The organism is Candidatus Cryptobacteroides sp. (assembly GCF_056207615.1).
The window spans coordinates 1-17,465 of sequence record NZ_JBAEER010000179.1 but is presented as its reverse complement, the minus strand read 5'-3'; the positions used below and the strand labels follow the sequence as shown (position 1 = coordinate 17,465).

At 54.2% G+C, this 17,465-nt stretch carries 14 protein-coding genes and 1 pseudogene; 8 read left to right on the top strand and 7 right to left on the bottom strand.

Translation table 11 applies throughout. The features are described 5' to 3' along the window. Positions 1–298 precede the first annotated feature (298 nt). Positions 299–1,087, bottom strand: a complete 789-nt coding sequence (locus AC06ND_RS09790) for an acyl-[acyl-carrier-protein] thioesterase (RefSeq protein ID WP_475678792.1) — start codon at positions 1,085–1,087, stop codon at positions 299–301. A gap of 140 nt (positions 1,088–1,227) precedes the next feature. Here AC06ND_RS09790 and AC06ND_RS09785 point away from each other — a divergent pair, with 140 nt between their 5' ends. Both AC06ND_RS09785 and AC06ND_RS09780 read left to right on the top strand, forming a co-directional pair. After that, a complete protein-coding gene (locus AC06ND_RS09785; protein WP_475678791.1) occupies positions 1,228–1,884 on the top strand; it encodes a LexA family protein in 657 nt (218 codons plus the stop codon). Then, positions 1,881–3,146, top strand: a complete 1,266-nt coding sequence (locus AC06ND_RS09780; protein ID WP_475678790.1) for a Y-family DNA polymerase — start codon at positions 1,881–1,883, stop codon at positions 3,144–3,146. Before AC06ND_RS09785 ends, AC06ND_RS09780 begins: the two co-directional genes overlap by 4 nt. A 19-nt stretch (positions 3,147–3,165) precedes the next feature. Here AC06ND_RS09780 and AC06ND_RS09775 read toward each other — a convergent pair whose 3' ends face one another. From AC06ND_RS09775 to AC06ND_RS09765, 3 genes are read right to left on the bottom strand one after another with little or no spacing between them, the layout of a single operon-like run. Beyond that, entirely contained in the window at positions 3,166–5,058 is a 1,893-nt protein-coding gene (locus AC06ND_RS09775; protein WP_475678789.1) for an alpha/beta hydrolase fold domain-containing protein, read from the bottom strand. A gap of 42 nt (positions 5,059–5,100) precedes the next feature. Next, positions 5,101–6,462, bottom strand: a complete 1,362-nt coding sequence (locus tag AC06ND_RS09770) for an MATE family efflux transporter (RefSeq protein WP_475678788.1) — start codon at positions 6,460–6,462, stop codon at positions 5,101–5,103. A 51-nt stretch (positions 6,463–6,513) separates the two neighbouring features. Next, positions 6,514–7,374: an oxidoreductase gene (locus AC06ND_RS09765; RefSeq protein WP_475678787.1), complete on the bottom strand. Its 861-nt coding sequence runs from the start codon at positions 7,372–7,374 to the stop codon at positions 6,514–6,516. 81 nt (positions 7,375–7,455) lie between these two features. Between AC06ND_RS09765 and AC06ND_RS09760 the strand changes: the two genes are divergently transcribed. Both AC06ND_RS09760 and AC06ND_RS09755 read left to right on the top strand, forming a co-directional pair. After that, positions 7,456–9,030 (top strand): hypothetical protein, encoded by a 1,575-nt coding sequence (locus AC06ND_RS09760; protein WP_475678786.1) that lies wholly within the window; start codon positions 7,456–7,458, stop codon positions 9,028–9,030. A gap of 9 nt (positions 9,031–9,039) precedes the next feature. Further along, positions 9,040–9,651: an HD domain-containing protein gene (locus AC06ND_RS09755; RefSeq protein ID WP_475678785.1), complete on the top strand. Its 612-nt coding sequence runs from the start codon at positions 9,040–9,042 to the stop codon at positions 9,649–9,651. Here AC06ND_RS09755 and AC06ND_RS09750 read toward each other — a convergent pair. Next, complete coding sequence (locus tag AC06ND_RS09750) at positions 9,643–10,110, bottom strand: Lrp/AsnC family transcriptional regulator (protein ID WP_475678784.1); 468 nt, start codon at positions 10,108–10,110, stop codon at positions 9,643–9,645. The two genes, AC06ND_RS09755 and AC06ND_RS09750, sit on opposite strands and share 9 nt — an antisense overlap. Before the next feature lie 186 nt (positions 10,111–10,296). On the opposite strand from AC06ND_RS09750, the gene AC06ND_RS09745 reads away from it, so the two are divergent. Then, the gene (locus tag AC06ND_RS09745) at positions 10,297–11,583 is read left to right on the top strand and encodes an O-acetylhomoserine aminocarboxypropyltransferase/cysteine synthase family protein (protein WP_475678783.1); all 1,287 of its coding nucleotides are present in this window, start codon (positions 10,297–10,299) and stop codon (positions 11,581–11,583) included. Between the two features lie 42 nt (positions 11,584–11,625). Further along, positions 11,626–12,312 carry a LamG-like jellyroll fold domain-containing protein gene (locus AC06ND_RS09740; RefSeq protein WP_475678782.1) on the top strand — a complete coding sequence of 229 codons (687 nt, stop codon included), beginning with the start codon at positions 11,626–11,628 and terminating at the stop codon, positions 12,310–12,312. Positions 12,313–12,435: 123 nt separating this feature from the next. On the opposite strand, the gene AC06ND_RS09735 is transcribed toward AC06ND_RS09740, so the two are convergent. Then, positions 12,436–14,433 carry a glycoside hydrolase family 97 protein gene (locus tag AC06ND_RS09735; RefSeq protein ID WP_475678781.1) on the bottom strand — a complete coding sequence of 666 codons (1,998 nt, stop codon included), beginning with the start codon at positions 14,431–14,433 and terminating at the stop codon, positions 12,436–12,438. 15 nt (positions 14,434–14,448) lie between these two features. Then, entirely contained in the window at positions 14,449–15,978 is a 1,530-nt protein-coding gene (locus AC06ND_RS09730; protein WP_475678793.1) for a glycoside hydrolase family 30 protein, read from the bottom strand. 102 nt (positions 15,979–16,080) lie between these two features. Here AC06ND_RS09730 and AC06ND_RS09725 point away from each other — a divergent pair, with 102 nt between their 5' ends. Both AC06ND_RS09725 and AC06ND_RS09720 read left to right on the top strand, forming a co-directional pair. Beyond that, entirely contained in the window at positions 16,081–17,043 is a 963-nt protein-coding gene (locus tag AC06ND_RS09725; protein ID WP_475678780.1) for a hypothetical protein, read from the top strand. Positions 17,044–17,054: 11 nt separating this feature from the next. After that, positions 17,055–17,465, top strand: a pseudogene (locus tag AC06ND_RS09720) (hypothetical protein); the annotation flags it as partial.

Sequence of the window (17,465 nt, the reverse complement as noted above, 5' to 3'; positions counted from 1 at the left end):
AGTGGCTTACCTGGCGTCGTTGCCTCTACCAGTTCGCTCAGCTTCTCTTCAAGTAGTAGCAGGAGACTCTCCTTGAGTATCAGCGAGGATTCTCCAGCAGAGTTTATTCTCCAATAGCAGAAAGGATGTACGGCTGCCTCTCGAAGGCAGCACCCTGACCGATGTCGGCTTGCCGGCAGTCGCGATGGGTCCGGCGGGAAGAGCCAGAAATGGCCATTAGCCGGCGCGCATCCTTTTTTTGTGCCCACTTGGGACTTTACCGCTCCCGCCGGGCTGGGAGCACCAACGTATTTGGCGACTACCTGACGATAAGTTCGCGTATGCCGGGCCTTTCGGGCTTGGGGGTCATAGTGATTGTGAGGCGGCAGACTTCCTGACCGCTTTCGTTCACGATGGAACAGTTGGTGCTGAGACCGCCTGGGGCAGAATATCGGCAGACGAGTTCCTCGCCGAGAAAGCTCTGCCTGATGAACTTGATCGACAGTTTCTTCAGAACGGTGTTCTGCATGAGCTCCGCAGGCATTCCTGAGAGAGCGATCTTGACGTAGCTGATGTTGTTCACATGGTCGTTGAAGTCTATGTCCGAACGATTGGTGAGGCGCGAGTATTCGGAAGCGGCGAGTTCCACGGCCGGATAGAGCACGCGGTCATGCTTGACGGTGGTGGATCCTTCGATGGCCATCAGGTTGGGCAGGGCCACCGGGCGGGCGCTCGCGACGTTGATCGCGCTCCAGCAGCATGTGCCTTTCGCAGCGACTCCGCCGTCCTTTCCTATGACTCGGAAGTCGAAATAGATCTTCACTCCGGACACCTCGGACGGGCAGATCTCCGTGGTCACCTCATCGCGCCACATCGGAAGATTTCCGCAGATTTCTACGTTGTAGTCGGTTATTACCCATGTGTTTCCCTCGGCCTGGAGGTCGAAGGCCGCGACATGATGGAGTGCAAGGTATGAGGCTGCGGTATCCTGGAAATAGCCCAGAATGGATTCCAATGAGAGCCTGTATTCCGCATCCATGTCAGCGAACGTGACCCTGTACGGCATCGAGGACGGCTCTCCTACGACTATCTTCTTGTAATTGTCCATGGTCAAGATATCTTATCTGCTGCAAATTTACCCAAAACGAGGCAAACTGCCGCAAATTCTCGTGAGTTTTTAATTTCTTGATTTCTGTAATACATATTTCAAGAATATCGCTATATTTGCAGTATCGACAGAGCAAGGAAATGGAAGAGAAGAAGACACACGGCGGTCGCAGGAGCGGTGCGGGAAGGCCTAAGGGAGACAGCAGACTGTATTCCTTCCGCTGCCCGGGCCCGCTGGCGGATCAGCTGGATGCGAAGGAGAACAAGACCGAGTTCATCCGCAGCAGCCTCATGGAAGCCCTCGGCAATGAGCACCGCATGGAGGCCGTTGGCATGGAAACTAGCGGATTAGAGATCTTTGGTGAGGCCATGCCGGCGACCAGAGTCAGCCCGCTACATCTTCCGTTCTTTGACCAGACCCGCGTCGTGGCAGGATTCCCTATTCCGCTGGACAACGATGAGCGTGCCCAGGACATAGAGATACTGTCCATGCTCTGCCCCCATCCGGAAGCCTCCTACCTCATACGCGTACAGGGCAATTCCATGATAGACGCCGGCATACTCAGCGGTGACATAGTCATCGTCGACAAGAGCCGGCGCGACCCTTCGGCAAGGGAGATCGCGGTGTGCGAGATCAATGGAGAATACACGCTCAAGCACTTCGTCCGTGAAGGCGGAAAGGCCTGGCTCGTGCCTGCGAATCCCGAATTCAGCCGCAGGGAGATCACCCGGGAGGACGAATTCAGCATCTGGGGAACGGTAACCTACATCATCCACAAAGCGAGGGAACAGAAGTGATAGCTCTAGCCGATTGCAATACCTTCTTCGCATCGGTGGAGAAGGTCTTCCATCCCGGCCTCCAGGGCAAGCCCGTATGCGTTCTCAGTTCCAATGACGGAAACATAGTCGCACTGACCCGCGAAGCCAAGGCACTCGGGATAAGACGTGGTGCGCCCTATTTCGAGGTCAAGGACATAATCGAACGCAACCATGTCGCCGTATTCTCGGGCAACATCATGCTCTATGCCGCAATGTCCAAGAGGGTGCAGAGCATCATGCGCCGCAGCGTGGCACGTTCCGAGGCGTACAGCATCGACGAGCAGTTCCTCTATCTGGATGGATATGAGAAGTACTATGACCTGGAGGAATACATGCGCGAGATGGTACAGCGCATAAAACTGTGGACCGACATCCCCGTGAGCGTCGGCATAGCGCGCACCAAGACGCTCGCGAAGGTTGCAAGCAAGTTCGCGAAGAACTACAAGGGTTACAGATCCGTTTGCATGATAGACAGCGAGGAGAAGCGCAGGAAGGCGCTTTCGCTGTTCGAGCTGAAGGATGTCTGGGGCATAGGCCGGCACACCCTGGAGAAACTCAATGCACTCGGGATCACCGGCACGCTACAGTTCGCAGACATGCCCGGAGAATGGGTACATAAGCATCTCACCAAGCCGGGAGTGCAGACCTGGATGGTGCTGAACGGCCATCCATGCATAGACACGGCCGAGATCATCCGACGTCAGAGCATCACCACCAGCAGGAGCTTCGGCGAGATGATCAGCGACAAGGAGCAGCTCAAGGCGGCGATCGCAAGCTTTGCCGGCAGCTGCGCGAACACCCTCCGCGGCCAGCTGTCATCCGCAGCGTCTGTCACGGTGTTCGCGACCAGCAACCGATTCCGTGACGACCTGGAGCAGTATTCGGGAATCCGCACGATGAAACTGCCCATTGCATCTTCCGACACCGTGGAAATCACCGCGGCTGCGATGAAGCTGGTGGACAGCATCTATAGGCCTGGACTCCTGTACAAGAAGGCCGGTGTCATACTCGGGGACATAAAGTGCGGTGCGGTGCGGCAGGTCCTGTTCGATCCGGTACCTCAGCGCGCCGAGCGGGCCGACCTGTCACGCGCGATGGACATGCTCAACCATCGCTATGGGGTGAAGACCATCAGGCTCGCCGTCGAGGGCGGCAAGGACGAGAAGTGGAAGGTCAAGAGCGACCACCGTACCCCGAACTACCTCACCGACATTAACGAGCTCATGACCATCAACATCTGACCGCACCCGGTGGCGGGAGCTATTTCCTCTTTGCGTAGAAGATGGTGTCGAAGAACTTCTCCATCTCGTGGGCGTAAGGCTTGCCGAACTGCCAGAAGGTCTCCTTGGTAGGGCTGTCTGGCTTCCAGTCGTAGTAAGCGTGCACTGCGCCAGGGACCTTGACGTACTCTACTGGCTGGCCGGCGGCCTTGAGGGCGTCGTAGTAAGCGACGGTAGACTCCTCGCTGATGAGAGGGTCGTTGGTGCCGCGGTTGATCCAGGTAGGGATGAGGCGTGCCTTGGCTGATGGGATGTTGGTGATAGGGGCAACTGCCTTCTGACCGTCCTCAGGAAGGTTGCGGACGAAGCGCCTGATATTGTCCACGTCGAAGATTCCATAGTTAGGAGCGACTGCCTTCACAGCGAGGAGGTTCTTGCGGACCTGCTTCATGCTCATTCCTGCAGGAATGTAGGTAGGACGGTACTCGTACACGCCAGGAGTCTTTCCGAAGCCGCCGTCGCCGACCCTTTCAATCATGTTGGCGACGCATGTGCAGAGATGTCCGCCGGCGCTGTCACCGGTCACTGCGAGATTCTTAGGGTCGAGACCGTACTCGGCTGCATGCTCCTGGATATGGAGAATGGCACCGTAGCAGTCCTCGATGAGCTGGTCCATGGTATTAGGTACCTTGTCGCCGTCAGCGTTGCCCACCCATCGGTAGTCGATGCTGAACACTACGTACTTGCCGTCCCTTGCGAGCTCCCTTGCCATACCTGACATCACGTCCTCGCAGTTCATCCTCCATGCACCTCCGTGTATGATGACGATGCCTGGAAGATTCTTGGCTCCGTCAGGGATGTATACGTCGTATTTGAGAGGCTTCACGCCTGGCTGAGCATATACGATATCCTGCTTGCAGCTCATTCCGGCGAGGAATGAAGGCTCCACGAAGGATGCACCTACCGAGCAGTCGCCGTTGAGGACGACCTCGAACTCAGGAGTGAAGAACTCGTCGAAGAAGCCGAACTGTCCGCCCATCGCGTCATAGCCGCACTCGAACGCATAGCCATTGTCCGGGGTGGCCTTGAGCTTGAGGGTGCTGCCCTTAGGAAGGTACACGCCCTTCGCGAGGTCCGCATCGGTGAGAGCCACGGGGCCGTCAGGAGTGCTTGCGCTGACGATGTTCACCTTTCCATGGGTACACTCGCCGAGCCATACCTTCGCATACTTGCTGGCGAGGGCGCGGTTGATTGCAGGAACCACGATCTTCTCCATTACCTTGTAGCCTTCGATCACAGGGTGGCATCCGTCCTTGGAATATTCCGGATTCATGGAACCGTCCTCCGCAGCCATCGCAGAGTGGTAATCAACGTAGATGATGCCCTCCTTGTCGGTGTATTCCTTGATCTTGCGGTTGAGCTCGATGATGGTCCCGGCAGGATGCTCGACCTCACGGCGCCAGAAAAAGAAATCGCATGGAGGAACGGATACCACTACAGGGATGATGTCGTTCTGACGGGCAAGGTCCACCATGGACTGGATCTGGGTCACGACATTGTCGAGGGTGATCCTGCCGTTGTTCTTCGCCACGTCGTTGGTACCGCAGCTGATGACCACCACCTTCGGACCGAGCTCGATCACGTCGCGATAGAAGCGTGCGAGCATCTTGGATGAGGTCTGTCCGCTGATTCCGCGTCCGATGTAGTTGTTGACGGTGAAGAAGTCAGGATCCTGATCGACCCAATACTCGGTGATGGAATCTCCCATGAACACCACGAGAGGGGACTGCTTCACGGCTGCGTTTGCCTCGGCATACTTGTCGAAGCCGGCCCAGTCCTGCTCTAGCATATAATTCTGACGGTTAGGCTGCGCGAATACGGCAGCGCTGGTGACGATCGCGAGCATGGTCGCGATTATTCTGTTCGATTTCATATTGTGGATAAGTGTTATTCGGTAGTGTCTGCCCAAAGTTAGCTATTCTTTTCCAACTCTGTACACCTGCGCGGCAAGGATTGATGACATGATGGCGAGCGTGAGGGTCTCTGCGGCCGGAATTGCGAGCCAGATACCGGGAACGCCGAAGGCGATTGGCATCAGCAGGAAGGCCGGAATCATCAGCACGAAGCCCCTGAGTAGGGTGTAGATGGTCGCGAACATTGATTTCTCGACGCTCTGGAGATATCCGACGATGACGAGGTTCAGCGAAATTACCAGGCCGGCGATTCCGAAGTATGGCATTCCTTCGACGCAGAGGTCGAATGCGTGCTCACCCTCCTCGATGAAGATCATCGTGACCCAGCGTGCTCCGACGGTGAGAAGGAGGGTGGAGAACAGACCGGCGAGCATGCCGCTGCGAAGAGCTATCCTGCGCGCTTTTGCGAGCCTCTTGCTGTCGCTGGCTCCATGCGCGAAGCTGATGATGGGCTGGATAGACTGGACTATCGCGTTCGCCAGCATGAAGATGACCGGCATGCAGTAGCATACCACTCCGTACGCTGCGACTCCGTCCTCGCCGAGGTGGCGTATGAACACGAAGTTACCTACTATCATGGTCATCGAGATTGCAATCTCTCCGAGCATTGCGGATATTCCGGCCTTTATCTGGTACCCGAGATTTCGAAGGGTGAGCATCAGACTCTTGACCGTGAGCCTGAGCCTGTAGAGATGGAGGGTCCTCGAGAGGAAGATAAGGTAGAAGAGCACTGCCAGCGCCGATAGGGTGAAGCTGATCGATGTGGCGATAGCTGCGCCTTCCAGGCCCATTCCGAGCGGGAAGATGAAGAGCCAGTCGAGGAATATGTTCATCAGGGACGCGAAGAGCGTGCAGGACATCGCGTACTTAGGACTGCCGTCGAGGCGTATGATGAATGAACCGACGTTTCCGAGAATGCAGAATGGCAGGGAGAGCGCGACCCACTTGAGGTAGCTGGATGCGAGCGGAATAAGTGCCTCGTTGCTGCCGAAGAGCCTGCAGGTCGCCGGGAGGTTGGCGAGTATGAGCGCACCGATGGTCGCGGTGATCGCCAGGCTTCCTATCATCGCCTGGGTGGTGTTGATCCTCGCGGCCTTGACGTTGCCCTTGGAAAGGTGGATGCTGGAGATGACGGAGGGGCCGATTCCGAACATGATGCCGACTCCGATCATCAGGTTGAAGATAGGTGCGGCTATGTTTATCGCCGCAAGGGCTTCGGTTCCGGCTCCATGGCCCACGAACGCACCGTCAGCGAGGTTGAGGGCGACCATGGACACCATGCCGAGGAGGGTGGGCACGAACATCTTCCTGAAAAGCTGTCCGACATCCTCCTTGGCAAAGTCTATCGCATCCCTTTGCTCCATGTCTTTCCTGATGTCTGCCATAGAGCCGCAAAGGTAGCAAAAAAGTGTGTTTTACTTGGATTTGCTGATCATCTTGTTGATGGTGTCGTTCTCGAAAACCGAGATCTGGATCTTGTCGAACCAGCGTGCGGGGAGTATCGAGTGCAGAAGGAGCAGACTGCCGCTGCCAAGACCGAAGGTGTATCTTGCCCTTGGCCTTTTCGCGAGGGATGCCTTGCAGATCATCTTCGCCGCCTTCTCGCAGGTGGTCATCATTCCGAACGGATTCTTCACATAGAGGAAGCCGAAGACGTTCGCCATCTTGTCGGTGAACTTCTGGTATGCGCTGCCCTCGGAGGTCTTCTTGAGGTTTTCTGCCGCAATCACGCCCCAGTCGCTGAATACAGCACCCGGCTCGATGATGCTGACGTCGATCCCGAACCTTGAGGTCTCCATCCTGGTCGCGTCGCTGATGGCTTCGAGTGCATACTTGCTGGCATTGTACCACCCTCCGAAGTAGATAGGAGTCCTGCCTGCCACGGAAGCGATGTTGACTATCCTTCCTGATTTCTGTGCCCTCATGTATGGAAGTACGAGCTTGGTCATCCTGGCCACTCCGACCACGTTCACCTCGAGCTGCCTGTGGGCCTCTTCCATAGGAACGCTCTCCATGGGACCGAAAGAACCGTAACCGGCATTGTTGATGAGCACATCAATCCTACCTTCTGCAGCGATGACGGCAGCGATTGCCTGCTCCGCAGACTCATCCGACGTCACGTCGACGCTCAGTGGCACGATTCCGTACTGCTTGAGGGATTCCATCCTTTCGACTCTGCGCGCGGCTGCATAGACCTTGTGTCCGCGCTCAGCAAGCATCTTTGCGGCCACGTGGCCCATTCCGCTGCTCGCTCCTGTGATTACGATTACTTTCATAGATTATGTCCTTTTATGGCAAATTTAGCTAAAAAGGAGTATTTTTGCGTCCCGTTTCGCTAATTTATCAAGACATATATCATGAAAAGTATTTTCAAGTTTTTTGCTGTCCTTTCGGCAGCCGCAGGAATATTTGCTTCCTGCCAGGAAAAGGAACCGGTGATCACCGAGTTCGCCACTGAATTCAAGAACGCAGAGATCGTTTATGTAGGTTCGGAGAACGAGGTCGCGAAGTTCAACGTGGTTGTCAAGGGTGCTTCCGAGGAAGCGAAATACGACCAGCTCGGCTTCACTCTTTATTCTGAAGACATCAACATACAGGAGTTCAGAGTCGTAGACGGATCGTACGAGTTCGAAGGAACTCATAAGGTCATGACTGCTGACGAAGGAGTTGCGCATATTGCGGTGATGGGTCAGAACGTGAATGTCAAGTCAGGTAGCGTCAGGGTGGCAACAGGCAAGCTCGATGGCCAGGTCCAGCTCGAGAACGGTCATGTGCTCCAGTTCAACACCACCTCTCGCTACACCCTCAAGTCGCAGGATCCTCTTCCTGAGTTTGCGGCAGAGGTGAAGAGCAACGATTTCATGAACCTTGAGATCCTCATCCGTCCTGCAAACCGCAGCAAGGACTACTTCTTCACAGTCCTTCCATCAGACCGCCTCAGCGGCGATGATGAGAGCAAGCTCGCTCAGATACACGAATTCTACAAGAGCATCATCTCTATGGGAATGACCGAGAAGGGCAACAAGACAGTCACCAACGAGGATACGGGTGCTCTCGAGCCATCGACTGAGTATAGCCTCTATGTGTACGGAGTGGAGAGCAACAAGCCGTCTACCGCGCTCTATACCTTCAACTTCACCACTTCTGAGCAGAATGATCCTACCGAGGTGAGCTTTACCTCAGAAGTTACCGATGTCACCAAGAACGGTGCTTCTGTCACTGTGACCCCGAGCGACAATACCGTGCTCTATGTATGGGATGTCGTCCGCAAGAGCGTTTACGATGGCTACGGCAAGGTCGAGGGCGAATTCCTCGAGAAGTGGCTCAGCAACCAGATTGACGGCTCATTCTGGAAAACCGTCGAAGATGTCGTAGCAGGAACCGGCGTCAGAGGAGTACAGGGCTACGATTACAGCTCACTCGCTTCCGGTACTGACTATGTGGTATTCGCCGTATGCGTGGACCGTCAGGGTAAAGCAGTTTCCGAGGCTTATGTCAGCGAGGTCTTCACCACTGAAGAGGCTAAGGTTTCCGACGTTGTCGTATATCAGGACGTGGTCGCATATTACGATGGTGATGCTCTCTATGAGGCTGATCCTACAAAATACGCAAAGTATGCAGGCAAGTACTATGTACATATGGAAGTCGTAGTTGACTACGGTACTCCTGCGAACACTTATGCTGCGATTACCAAGAGCGACCCTGACGACTACTCGGATGCCGAACTCATCTCTATACTTGTCAAGAATGGCAATAAGAACATGACTGACATCTGGTATCTGGTGGATAAGGGAGACGGCGCTAACAGGACCGGTGACATCTGGACGATTACCGTTGCGGACGATGCTGAAGGCGCGTTCGGCGTAGTCGACAGATATCGCTACTATTTCTTCCAGAACTCTTGCAAGCCTATTTCCGACATCATCAAATAGTTCCCACCCATGGACGAGAGACTTGGACAGATAGCAGAGTTCTGCAAGCTCATTGACCGCGAGAAATTCGTGCAGCGAAGGACCTTCCTCACCGACGGTGAGAGGCTCGAGAACGATGCCGAGCACGCTTGGCACATGGCCGTGATGGCCCTCCTGCTGTCCGAGTACTCGAATGAGGACATCGATGTCCTGAAGGTCGTGAGCATATTGCTCATCCATGACCTCGTCGAGGTCTATGCCGGAGATACATTCGCATACGACGAGGAGGCGAAGAAGGACCAGCGTCAGAGGGAACTCGCAGCTGCTGACAAGCTTTTCTCACAGCTCCCTGAGGATCTTGCGAAGCGATTCCGCGGCTTGTGGGATGAGTTCGAGGAGTGGGAGAGTCCGGAATCGAAGTTCGCGCACGCGTTGGACAATTTCCAGCCGCTGATGCTTCAGCACGCCAGCAATGGACGCGCATGGAGAGAGGGAGGGCGTCGCCTTTCAGAAGTCCTCAAGAGGAATGAACATTCGGCAGAGGGCTCAGAGCAGCTCTGGGACTATGCCTTCGAGAACTTCATCAAGCCCGAGATCGAAAAGGGCAACCTGATTGACGATACCGGCGCAGTATCAGAATGACAGGCCGAGCGACTGCTTGACCTCGTTCATCACGAAGCATGACTGGACGCTTCCCAGTGAGTCTATCGTGCCGAGTACATTTATAAGAAATTCATTATAGTATTTCATGTCCGGTGAGTGGATTTTCAGCAGATAATCGAACTCACCGGATATGTTGTAACATTCCGTTACCTCAGCTATTCCTTTGATCTTGTCAACGAAGTCGAGCGCTATGTCGCGGTTCATCTGCCTCAGCTTGACGCTGCAGAATACCACGAAGCCCTGGTTCAATTTTTCGGCGTCCAGGACTGCGACGTATTTCTTTATATAGCCTTCTCTTTCCAGCCTCTTCAGTCTTTCGAAGACCGGGGTAGTGCTGAGATTGACCTTCGCTGCGAGCTCCTTGGTCGTGAGTCTCGCGTTTTCCTGCATGAATCGCAATATCTGGAGATCCGTGCTGTCAAGCTTGATTTCTGTCATGTCCTAAAACTGTGGCGAATAATATTCTTCCAAAGGCGCTGAAACCCTGCGCTTCAAACGTACTTTTTCTAAAACTTTTTGCAATATAGAAATATTTTCTTAATTATTCATAATGTTTGTTTGATATTTCTACTTAGTCTACCTTTGCGTAGAACAAAACAAGGAATAATAATAAAAATTGATACCATGAGCCAGAATTATCATCTCGCAACCATCGCCCTCCACGCGGGCCAGGAGAATGCCGATCCCACTACCGATTCACGCGCTGTTCCTATCTACCAGACAAGCTCCTATGTGTTTCACGACAGCCAGCATGCAGCTGACCGCTTCGGTCTTCGCGACGCGGGCAATATCTATGGACGTCTAACCAATCCGACTCAGAGCGTGTTCGAGGAGAGGATTGCAGCCCTCGAAGGGGGAGTAGCAGCACTCGCAGTTGCGTCAGGTGCCGCCGCTGTCACCTATGCGCTCCAGAACGTACTCCAGGCTGGTGACCATGTGATTGCTGCCGACAATCTCTACGGCGGTTCATTCAACCTCATCACCCATACCCTCTCCACACAGGGCGTCGAGAACACCATTGTCCATGTCAATGACCTTGCAGCACTTGAAGCCGCAATCCGTCCGAACACCAAGGCTGTCTATGTCGAGACCTTCGGCAATCCTAATTCGGACATCACCGACATCGACTCGATCGCAGAGGTGGTCCATCGTCACGGAATCATTCTGGTCGTCGACAATACCTTTGCGACCCCGCTTCTTTTCCGCCCGCTCGAGCATGGTGCTGACGTCGTCGTACATTCTGCAACCAAGTTCATCGGCGGTCATGGCAGCAGCCTCGGTGGTGTCATCGTGGACGGTGGAAAGTTCGACTGGAAGGCCAATGCGGACAAATACCCGACCCTCGCGAAGCCGGATCCAAGCTACCACGGTGCCGTTTTCGCAGATGTTGCCGGTGCTGCGGCATTCGTGACCCGCATCCGTGCCGTCATCCTTCGTGACACAGGAGCGACCATCTCTCCATTCAATGCATGGATACTCCTCCAGGGCGTCGAGTCCCTCCCTCTGAGGATTGAGCGTCATGTGGAGAATGCCCTCAAGGTCGTTGATTATCTTGCATCCGAGCCGAAGGTGGCTAAGGTAAACCATCCTTCTCTTGATGACCATCCAGACCATGACCTCTACAACAAGTACTTCCCACAGGGCGGCGGCTCCATCTTCACCTTCGAAATTGCAGGAACCCAGGAAGACGCATGGAAGTTCATCGATTCGCTAAAGATATTCTCTCTCCTTGCGAACGTCGCTGACGTGAAGAGCCTCGTGATCCATCCATACACCACCACCCATTCGCAGATGACCCCGGAGGAGCTCGAGCAGCAGCACATCACCCCTACCACTGTGCGCCTGTCCATCGGAATCGAGCACATCGACGATATCATTGCTGATCTTAAGCAGGCATTTGCAGCTCTTTAGAGGAATTCTGTCTATATTTGACGCAAAGATTGAATATAGACTATGAAGAGACTTGCTTTTCTCCTTGCCCTTGTGGCATTTGTCGGATGCGCGAACGACGGAATCGTGCTCCAGTATGACTTCCAGCACTCGGAAGGAAGCGTCTTGACGGCCACTGTCGGTAGCGACGCGCAGCTCCGCGGCTCTGCCCAGATCTCGAAAATTGGTGACGAGTACGTAGTGGACCTTGGAAATGAAGATGGCTACATCGATATGGGACAGGAGATAGGTGCAGTCCTTGCCGGACTCGAGACCTTCTCTATCAAGGCAAGGTACTGCATCTCCGAGGAGGCTTCCCTCAGGGGCTACGGATATTTCCTCTGGGCATTTTCGACCCTCGAGTTCAACCAGAGCGAGGAAGGACGCTACCATGCCTGCAGGCTCAACGCCGTTCGTGCGGAGAATTCTGTCGGAGGCTATTCGAACGAGACCTTCATGGAAGTGGGCAAGCCTTCTGAGAAGGGTGAGTGGATCGAACTCATCTATACCCAGGACGGTCGCGTCGGTAAGCTCTACTCAAACGGCACACTCGTAGCGGAGAACGATGAGATGTTCACGATCGCAGAGACCTTCTCCGGCGAGGCTCCTAGCTTCAACTGGATAGGCAAGGCTCCTTTCAATGGTGACCGTTACCTTGCAGGAACCAAGCTTTCCGAGTTCTGTATCTACGACCGCGTGATCGTCGAATAGCTATCGCTGTCTTAACTGCCTGAATACCAATGCTATGTTATACGGACGGCTCCCTCGAAAAAGGGAGCCGTCCGTATAGCATATAGCTGAGAGTCAACTTGTTAGGAATTTGCGGAAAACCCCTTAGAGAATCACTACGAAGCCTCCGTCAGGCTGTACCTCGATGTTGAGGATGCCGTTCTTTGCCTTTGGTGACTCTGCCTTCACGGTCTCGCGAGCGGCATTGTCTGACCAGAAAGTGTACTCGGAAGAAGCTGTTCCCTTCTTGTCGAAGCTAAGACCGAATGCCTTGAGGTCGAGAGCATACTTGAGAGTGGTCTTCTGACCGTTCACGCCTGCGATATACCACTTGTCGCCGCTCTTTCTAGCCACGATTGCGTACTTGCCAGGATAGCCGTCCACGAACTTGACGTCATCCCACTCGGTAGGAACAGCCCTCATATAGTCGAGCTCGGCTGCAGGAGCATCCTCGAGGTTGTTAGGAGCGATTGCGAAGTTCTGGATAGGGTTCTGGAAGAGCACTGCGGTTGCGAGCTCGAATGCGTCGGTGGTCCTGCGGGTGTTTCCGTGCTGGTTGTCCCTGTTCCAATGCTTGTTGAGCGGTGATCCGCCGTACTCCATCGCAGCGACTGCGTTCCTCATGAAAGGATGGGTGGAAGCGTTTACTGCCTCGATGTCGTTGAAATCCTGGGAGAACATGAGGTTCTCAGATGCAAGTACTGCCTCTGCACCTACGAAGTTAGGATACATCCTCTCCCATCCGCGAGGGAGGGTACAGCCATGGAAGATAATCATGAGACCATACTCGTTCGCGTCGCTGAGGATGTCCTCATAGGTCTGGATCATGCTCTGCTTGTCGCTGCCGAAGAAGTCGATCTTGAGGCCCTTGACGCCGATCTTCTTGAGCCACTTCATCTCTGCGTTCCTCTCGATGCTGGTTGACATGCAACCTCTAGGACCCTGAGGAGCGTCGTTCCATGCGCCGTTGGAGTTGTACCACAAGAAGAGCTCAACACCCTTGGACTGGGCATACTTCGAAAGCTCCTCCATCCTGTCTCTGCCGATCTGGGTGTCCCAGAGAGCGTCGACGAGGCAGTACTTGTAACCCATCTCGTGAGCAAGGTCGATATACCTCACCTGATCCTCGTATACGGTAGCGCCGTCACCCCACATGATCCAGCTCCAGGTTGACTTTCCGTACGCATATTTCTGCGATGGCTGGTAGAGAGGCTCGACTACGTCGTAAGGAATGGTGGTCTCGACTATTGGTGCAAGGTTGTCACCGACTGTGATGGTCCTGTATGGAGTGTAGCCAGGGAGGGCGATTGCGACACTGGAAGTGCCCCAGCCGCTGATTTCCCTCTCGTCAGGAAAGGCGATGGTGTAGAGGCCGCCAGCCTGCTCCTCGCTGAGGTGTGAACCTACATACTTGCCGGTCACGCCGGTCTCCGATATGAGTGCCCAGTTGTCGCCGACATGGAAGAGGCAAGGGAAGGTGTAGCCGTTTCCGTACTGAGACTTCTTGTCCATAGGGGCGTCATACTCGTAGCCCTCCTCGTATGAAGGCTTGGTCTGAGCGAAGCCTGTCATAGGGTCTGCCTGTGGAGTGAGGAAGGTCGTGGTGGTAAGAGGGAAGTCAAAACCGGTGGCCTCCTTGAGGATTACGGTAGAGTACCTGTTCCTGAAGGAATCAAGCTTGTACCTGAAGGCGATGTCGTTGTTGCTGACCTCGAAGATCACGCTCATCTCCTGTCCCTTGCTGTCCTTGAGGACATAGGTGAGCTTGTTTGCGTTGTAGTCGATATGAGACTTCTTGATCTTCTCCTGGGTGTAGCTCTTGCTGACTGACTCGGTCTCAGCTGAAACGAATTCGAGACCTCTGGTGAAGTCTCCGCTGGTGGTCACGAGACCGAGAGGGGAGTTCTCGAGAATTGTGTTTGAGTCATAGCTGACAGTATAGACGGGAGCACCGCCTCTTACGAGCTTGACGCTCACTGAAAGCCTTCCGTCAGGACTGTCTACCTGATTCTCCTGGGCGTTGAAGTTCCCGAAGCCGAAAGGCTGTGCAGAAGCTATTCCGCATACGCCGAGGAGCGCGAGCATTAGAATGGTCTTTTTCATATTTAGTCTGTATTGTTATTTGTTTCTGATGATGTAGCTGTTGAAAGAATGTGGCTCGGTGCGGAGGTTGAGGTACTTTCCCTCGATCTTCACGCTGACCTGCGAAGCCTCGTCGGTGAAATTGCCGGCAGCAACGAGATACTTGCCTTCGCCGCCCTCTGCAAGCCTGTAGACAACTACCGGAGTCTTGCTGTATTCGCGTCCGGCATATCCTACCATCTGGCTGCCTGGAGTCACGAAGTGGCTGAAATGCTTGTATGCGTAGTACTCTGGAGTGAGGCGCATCTTTCTTGTCTGACTGTCCACCTGGATGAGAGCGTTCTGCTTCCATCCCCATGTCGACTCGCCGTGGTCCTTGAGTATGAAGTTCCAGTTGTAGTACTCCTCGCAACCGTTGCCGAGGTTGTCTGCGATGAGGAAGAAAGTGTGCTCACCTGCAGCCCAGTCCATATCTCCGTTTCCGCATTCGCTCTCGCTCTGCATGAGCTTGAGATTCGGGTAACGCTCGCGCAGGGCAGGAAGGTTCTCGCGGCACTCCCACTGGGTAGCGATGCCCTTCACGTTCTTCTGGAGGTCCTTGTCGTCGATGATCTTCTCGACATAGTCAAGGCGGTTGGTGTTGAAGGTGCCTATCCAGAGCTCTACCTCAGGATGGGCCTTCTGCAGCGCCGGAGCAAGGTACTCGTTGTTGAAACGGAGAGTTCCCTCAGCCGTCCATGCGCAGCCTGGGTATGCGGTGTATGAATATGCCTCGTTCTGGTACATGACCTTCGTGATAGGGAGCCCCTGCTCCGCGTAGAGGTCGATGAAGCGGCAGAACATGCGAGCATAGGCCTCGAGATAGCGCGGCTCCTGGATGAAATAGTCCTGGAGCGCGAGCCTGCGTGGGAATACGCCGCTCCTGTCGCCCAATAGCTTCATCTCGTCAGGGTCGACCTCGATGTCGCCAGCCGTCTCGCCGGGACGCTCGTAGAGCATGTAGTCCTTGCGCGGGTCCTGGGTGTTGTAGCGGCTCGAGAGCACGCAGTACTCGTTGTTGATCTTCATCCATGCCGGTGGTGACCATGGGGACATGAAGAGCTGGAGCTGCGGACAGTAGCGCTGGGCGGCCCTTGCGAGAGGTATGATATTCTGCTTGTCGTGGTCGATGTTGAAGTAGCGGAGGTTGAAGTCGCCCGGAATCTCGGAGCAGCTGTACCACGCCCTTGCATAGTCGTTCGCATTCATCGATACGCGTCCATGGGTGAAGCGCAGATCTCCGTCGGCAGCGAATATGCCGTGCATCACGGCTTCCTGCTCTTCCCTCGAAAGGAGGTTGAACGCATCCCAGTCAAGCTCGTTGAAGGTCGTTCCCCATGCATGGAAGACGGTTCCGTTCTCGTCGCCCTTGACCTCGATCAGGGTAGGACCCTCGGCCTTTGCGGAAAGGTTCATGATCCCGGATTTCCATTCCTGATTCTCTGTTGTAGTGTATGTGGTGATCTTCTGCGCGAAGCATGAAGTGCCGATCAGCATCATCGATGCCGCAAGTGATAGTGTTCTCATCATGTGTGTTTAATCCATCAAATATAAGCATAATTGCAATAAGTTGGCATACAGGACAAGATTCTCAAATTTTGATTAAATTTGTAAGGAAAACAGAAAATCATGAAAAGACTTACTTTATTAGCTCTCTGCATCGCGACTCTATTTGCGTGTGGATCCTCTTGTGACAACGGTAGAATCATCGATCCTGCCAAGAACCCTGGTAAGACCGAAATACCTGATGAGCCGGGCACTCCGGGCGATGAACCAGGCGAAAATCCCGGCGAAGATCCTGGTGATAACCCCGGTGAAAACCCGGGCGAGGACGGCAAGGATGTTGTGACCACCCCACCTGCGGACCTTACCCAGTGGCTCAACTACAAGGAATCACCGCTCGATCCTTTCTATAAGAAATATGTCAACTGCGATGGCCTTCCGGTACTTTCTTCCGAGAGGGTTTCTGATGAGGCTCTCCTTCAGGCTTGCTATATCGCGAGGGAGATGACCAGGAAACATCCAAAGGCCAGAGAGGAGATGATCAAGTGCCATTTCCGCATCGGAGTCGTCGGATACAAGGAGAACATCACTGACCTTCCAGAGTGCAGCGTGATGCCTATATGGTGGCCAGACACAGACTGGAACGCACGTGGACGCGGATATGGTGCGACCGAGGCCCTTCCTGTCATGTCCATCGGCGAGGAAAACCTCATCAAGATTCCTAATTTCCAGGAAAGGTACTACAACGAGAGCATCATGGTACATGAGTTCGGTCACAACGTCAGGTTCGCAATGAATCGCGTGGATGCAAAGTTCAAGAATGACCTTGCTGCCGCGTTCAAGAATGCGCAGACCAAGGGCTTGTGGAAGGATACATACTCGATGTCTAACGATGATGAGTACTTCGCAGAGGGTGCTCAGGCATGGTACAATACCTGCCGTATGGTAGTGCCAAACATCAATGGCAAGGGAACCTTCAAGCTCAAGACCCGCCAGCAGCTCAAGGATTATGATCCTATGCTCTACGACCTCCTTGAATACACTTTCCCTGAGGAATTCCTCAGCGGATATCACTTCGATTTCGAGTAAATCTGAATATCATGAAACTCCGCAGTCTTTTCGCAGCTGCCGTTGCTGTATTGATGCTCTCACAGGGCGAGGCCTCGGCACAGTTCGGCTTCCCGCGCATGAACAGGGACAGCCTCGATGCTCTTACTAACGCCGACCAGGCAAACATGATGAAACAGCTCGGTCTGACCAGTCTCAGACCAGGCCGTGACGGATATTCCACCGATCCTGCTATCGGTGCGAACTACGACGAGATGATCGCCAACCCATATCTCAACTATCCTGATCCTCTCGTGACCTTCGACGGCAGGAAGGTGAAGAATGCGAAGATGTGGTTCAACGTACGTCGTCCGGAGCTCATCAAGGTATTCGAGGACGAGTTCTATGGACATATTCCGGCAAATGTTCCGGGAGTGAAGTGGCAGGTCGTCAGCGAAGAGAAG

Coding starts and splice junctions, on each gene's coding strand:
- AC06ND_RS09740 (WP_475678782.1), top strand. CDS start 11,626: ATGAAGAGACTTGCTTTTCTCCTTGCCCTTGTGGCATTTGTCGGATGC.
- AC06ND_RS09770 (WP_475678788.1), bottom strand. CDS start 6,462: ATGGAGCAAAGGGATGCGATAGACTTTGCCAAGGAGGATGTCGGACAG.
- AC06ND_RS09730 (WP_475678793.1), bottom strand. CDS start 15,978: ATGAGAACACTATCACTTGCGGCATCGATGATGCTGATCGGCACTTCA.
- AC06ND_RS09750 (WP_475678784.1), bottom strand. CDS start 10,110: ATGACAGAAATCAAGCTTGACAGCACGGATCTCCAGATATTGCGATTC.
- AC06ND_RS09760 (WP_475678786.1), top strand. CDS start 7,456: ATGAAAAGTATTTTCAAGTTTTTTGCTGTCCTTTCGGCAGCCGCAGGA.
- AC06ND_RS09765 (WP_475678787.1), bottom strand. CDS start 7,374: ATGAAAGTAATCGTAATCACAGGAGCGAGCAGCGGAATGGGCCACGTG.
- AC06ND_RS09735 (WP_475678781.1), bottom strand. CDS start 14,433: ATGAAAAAGACCATTCTAATGCTCGCGCTCCTCGGCGTATGCGGAATA.
- AC06ND_RS09745 (WP_475678783.1), top strand. CDS start 10,297: ATGAGCCAGAATTATCATCTCGCAACCATCGCCCTCCACGCGGGCCAG.
- AC06ND_RS09725 (WP_475678780.1), top strand. CDS start 16,081: ATGAAAAGACTTACTTTATTAGCTCTCTGCATCGCGACTCTATTTGCG.
- AC06ND_RS09790 (WP_475678792.1), bottom strand. CDS start 1,087: ATGGACAATTACAAGAAGATAGTCGTAGGAGAGCCGTCCTCGATGCCG.
- AC06ND_RS09755 (WP_475678785.1), top strand. CDS start 9,040: ATGGACGAGAGACTTGGACAGATAGCAGAGTTCTGCAAGCTCATTGAC.
- AC06ND_RS09775 (WP_475678789.1), bottom strand. CDS start 5,058: ATGAAATCGAACAGAATAATCGCGACCATGCTCGCGATCGTCACCAGC.
- AC06ND_RS09785 (WP_475678791.1), top strand. CDS start 1,228: ATGGAAGAGAAGAAGACACACGGCGGTCGCAGGAGCGGTGCGGGAAGG.